This window comes from Protofrankia sp. Cr1 (assembly GCF_963555865.1).
GTDB lineage: Bacteria > Actinomycetota > Actinomycetes > Frankiales > Frankiaceae > Protofrankia.
In genome coordinates this window covers 1-4,568 of sequence record NZ_CAUVXO010000425.1, presented here as the reverse complement: position 1 = coordinate 4,568, position 4,568 = coordinate 1, and the positions used below count along the sequence as shown (strand labels likewise).

Sequence of the window (4,568 nt, the reverse complement as noted above, 5' to 3'; positions counted from 1 at the left end):
GGTCGGAGCCGCTTGGTCCTGGTGGCGTGGCGGTGGAGGCTGCCGCCTGACGTGCTGACCTCTGGTGACCGTAAAGAATCTTACGGTGATGATGGGAGGGTGTAGATGCCCCTGTCAGGGGTTTGGCACCTGCTGTCCGGCATGGGGCTTGCATCGGTGGCGAGACCGTTTCTGGATCGGATGGAGCCCGCGGTTGCTCCCTCACCCGACGATCGGATTGCTCGGTCCCGGGCAAGCGTCAAGGTGCACGGTAGAGGTATCTGGGGTCCGTCGGGCGAGGCGCGGCGCAGGCTCCTGGAGCAGGAGCTCCAGCGCTGCCCAGGGGTCCTGTGGGCCCGGGTCAACGCACCGCTGGGACGGGTTCTGCTCGCGTTGTCCGATCCCTATCCGACCCAACGCGAGTTGACGGCGGTAGTCGAACGGGTGGAGCGCCTTGACGCCAGTGGTGCTGACGGCAGTAGTGCTGACGCCGGTGGTACTGCGGGGGGCGGTGGCGGTGAGGCGCTGGTCGGGGCGGGCGGCCACCGTAGCCCGAGGCTGTCCGATCAGCCGGATTCACCGGATTCACCGGCTCCCGTGGTGCGGGCGGCTACCGCGCTGGTCGCAGACGGGGTCGCCTTCGGGGTGGCGTCGGCGGGTCGGGTCGCCCGCTGGCTGCCATTGCCGATCGAGCTCGCCTCGCTCGTCACGGTCGTCGACACCCAGCCGCGACTACGCGGGATCCTGGAGAGGGCGATCGGCCTGGAGCGGGCGGACATCGTCCTGGCGGTGGCCACCGCAACCGCGATGGGGCTGTCGCACGGGGACGTCGCCATCGGTGTCGATGCGGTGCTTCGAGCCGAAGCCCTCGCGGCCGCCTGCGCCCGACGTAATGCCTTCATCGCAGCCGGCGACGATCTGCTCGGCGATCCGGACCGCGCGGCAGCCGAGGCGGTGGTCGGCGAGCGGCCCCGACCGCTGCCGCGCGGGCCGCTGGAGCGGTACGCCGACGCCGCCGGGATCGGCGCGCTGGGGGCATTCGGGGCCACCGCGGCCGTCACCGGCGACGCGCGCCGTGCCGCTGTGGCCGGGTTAGCCCTGCTACCGCGTCCCGTACGGTTCGGCCGGGAGGGATTTTCCCACCATCTCATGTGGGTGCTGGCGCGCCGCGGTGTCCACGTGATGCGTCCCGAGGCCCTGCGGCGGCTCGACCGGGTAGACACCATCGTGATCGATCACGACATCCTGGTGAGCCCCATGCTCGCAGTTGGCGAGGTCATCCCGGTGGACGGCGCGGACCCGAGCGAGGTCGCAGTCCAGGCCTATGCGCTGTTTCAGCCGACCGATCCGGCCGCACTGGTCACCCGGGACGGTTGGACGCTCGCCCCGCTGGACCCGCTGGACCCGCTGGACCCGCTGGACCGGCTGGCTCCGTACGGCTGCTCGGGTATCCAGGACAAGCAGCGGTTGGAAACCGCGGGGGCTGTAAGGATCCTCGGCCTCACACAGGGTGGCAGACCGATGGCGGTCGTCTGGGCGATTCCCGAGTGGGCGCCGGCGAGCGAGGCGCTGTTGGCGTCCTGTCGTCGCAGCGGACTCGCGGTGCGCGTGGCCCAGGGCGACCGGAGTCCGGCCGACGGTCTCGGGTTCCCGGTGGTCCCGGGCGGGCGGCGGCTGGTGGCGGTCATCGCCGATCTACAGGCGGAGCGCGGCGGTGTTCTTGTTGTCTCGCACCGGCGTGCCGCGGTGACCGGCGCCGACGTCGGTGTCGGGGTCGACGACCACGACGGCTCCCCGGCCTGGGGGGCGGACGTCCTGGTCGGCGGGGATCTCTCGGCCGCGGCGATGATGGTGGAGGCTGTCGCCGCCGCCGCCACGGTGAGCCGGCAAGCGGTGCGGCTCGCCCAGATCGGGTCCGGCGCGGGTGCGCTGGTAGCGGTGACCGGCGTCGGCCCCCACATAGTGACCCGCTCGACGCTGATGGTGCACGGGGCGACCGCGCTGTCGCTCGGCAACGGGATCCGGGTTGCACGTGATCTCGCTAGGCGTCCGCAGCCGCCGGCCAGCCCCCGTACGCCATGGCACGTGCTGCCGGCGCGACGTGTCCTGGAGCAGCTGGGCAGCACCCCCGATGGGCTCTCGCGCGCTGACGCGCTGGCGCGGCGCTCGGAGGTGGCCGGCGTGGGCGCGGTCGCGCCGGATCTGGTCGGAGCCTTCGTCCGGGAGTTCTCCAGCCCGCTGACGCCGATTCTCCTCGGTGGGGCGGCCCTGTCGGCTGCCACCGGATCGGTGCTGGATGCGGCTCTGGTGGTCAGTGTCGCGGTTGTGTCCGCGCTCATGGGTGCGGTCCAGCAGCGGCGGGCCGACGCCGCTCTTGCCCGCCTGTTCGCCCAGTCCGCGGTCCGCGCACGGGTGCGTCGCGACCGCCGGGATGTCGACGTCACCGCACAGGAGATCGTTTCCGGCGACGTGATCTCGATCGGGCCAGGGGACGTCGTTCCCGCCGACGGCCGCCTGCTGGCAGCGACAGATCTTGAGGTTGACGAGTCCTCGCTGACCGGTGAATCCCTTCCCGTTGCGAAGTCCCCACGTCCGGTCGCAGCCAGTCACGTGGCCGCCAGGGCGTCCATGGTGTACGAGGGGACCACGGTGGCCGCCGGTCACGGCAGAGCGGTGGTCGTGGCGACGGGTCCGGCCACCGAGGCGGGCCGGAGCATGGCCGTGGCGACGGGTCCGGCCAGGGCCGTCGGGGTCGAAGCGCGGCTCTCCGCGATCACCGAGTTCACCGTGCCGGTGGTGATCGGCGCGGCCGGGACGCTGCTCGCGTCCGGACTCATCCGTGGCCGGCCCGTTCGAAACACGCTGAGCGCGGGCGTGGCGCTGGCTGTTGCCGCCGTGCCTGAGGGCCTGCCGTTCCTCGCCACTGCGGCCCAGCTTTCCGCCGCCCGGCGGTTGTCCGGCCGCGGGGCACTGGTACGAAACCCGCGGACCATCGAGACTCTCGGCCGGGTGGACGTGCTTTGTTTCGACAAGACCGGCACGCTCACCAGAGGCAGGATTCGCCTGGGGGCCGTGTCGGACGGCGCCCGGACCGCCGCCGTCATGGACCTTGATGCCCGGCAACGCCAGGTCGTGGCCGCCGGACTGCGCGCCACCCCGGCCGATGCCGCCACGCATGCCAAGCTGCCCCACCCCACTGACCGGGCGGTGGCCAAGGGAGCGGCTGCCGCCGGCGTTGGCTGCGACCACGGCCTGGCGTCGTGGACGGCGGTGGCGTCGCTGCCTTTCGAACCGGGCCGCAGCTATCACGCCTGCCTCGGGCGGGCGGGCGACGGTGCGCTCCTCAGCGTCAAGGGTGCGCCCGAAGCGATTGTCCCGCGTTGCATCCGGTGGCGCACCGTGCACGGCACCATCCCCCTTGACCGGGCCAGCCGTGCACGGTTGAACCGTGAACACAATGCGCTCGGTCGAGGTGGCTATCGGGTGCTGGCGGTCGCTGAACGGCGGATGCCGGTGGCGGCTCGGGAACTGGCCGACAGCGACCTCGACGGGCTGACCTTTCTCGGCTTCCTGGGGCTGTCCGACCCGGTCCGGGCCGGCGCTGGGCCGTCGCTCGTCCAGCTGAGCGACGCGGGCGTCCGGACCATGATGATTACTGGTGATCATCCGACCACCGCGGAGACGATCGCCACCGAACTGGGAGTACTCGACAGCGGCCGGGTGGTGACCGGTACGGAGATCGATGCCCTGGACGACGACGCGCTCGACGCGCTGCTGCCCGAGGTGTCGGTGGTGGCCCGCGGTACCCCGGCGCACAAGGTGCGCGTTGTCGAGTCCTATCAGCGGCTGGGCAAGGTGGTCGCGATGACCGGCGACGGGGCCAACGACGCTCCCGCCATCCGGCTCGCGGACGTCGGGATCGCCCTGGGCAAACGCGGCACCCCGGCAGCTCGGGCCGCCGCCGACGTGGTCGTCACCGATGACAGGCTCGAGACGATCCTGGATGTTCTGGTCGAAGGCCGGGCGATGTGGGCCTCGGTCCGCCAGGCGTTGGGTATTTTCGTGGGGGGTAACCTGGGTGAGATCGCCTTCACCCTGCTCGGGTCGGTGGCCACGGGGGCATCGCCGTTGTCGGCCCGGCAGTTGTTGCTGGTCAACCTCCTCACCGATCTCGCGCCGGGGCTCGCCGTGGCGCTGCGCCAACCCGACCCCGACAAGGCGGGTCAGTTTCTCGGCGAGGGCCCGGAGCAGTCGCTCGGCCGCGCACTCGCCCGGGAAGTGGCGGTGCGCGCCGTCGCCACCACGGCCGCCGCATCCGGTGGATGGCTTGTCGCCCGTTTCACCGGCCGTCGCCGCCACGCCGACACCGTGGGGCTTGCTGCTCTGATCGGCGCGCAGCTCGGTCAGACGGTCCTGGTTGGGGGCCGGGGCAGGTCGGTGCTGCTGAGCAGCCTCGGATCCGCGGCCGTGTTGGTTGCGGTCGTACAGACACCCGGGCTCAGCCACTTCTTCGGTTGCACCCCGCTCGGTCCGGCCGGCTGGACGATCGTGGCCGGCTCCTGTGCGGGTGGAACGCTGCTGTCCAGGGC

1 protein-coding gene is annotated in these 4,568 nt (G+C 71.9%); it reads left to right on the top strand.

The genetic code is table 11. From position 1 onward, the window contains the following. Nucleotides 1–105: 105 nt before the first annotated feature. On the top strand, nucleotides 106–4,568 hold a 4,463-nt coding region (locus U9980_RS22875), incomplete at its 3' end, for an HAD-IC family P-type ATPase (RefSeq protein ID WP_322769825.1).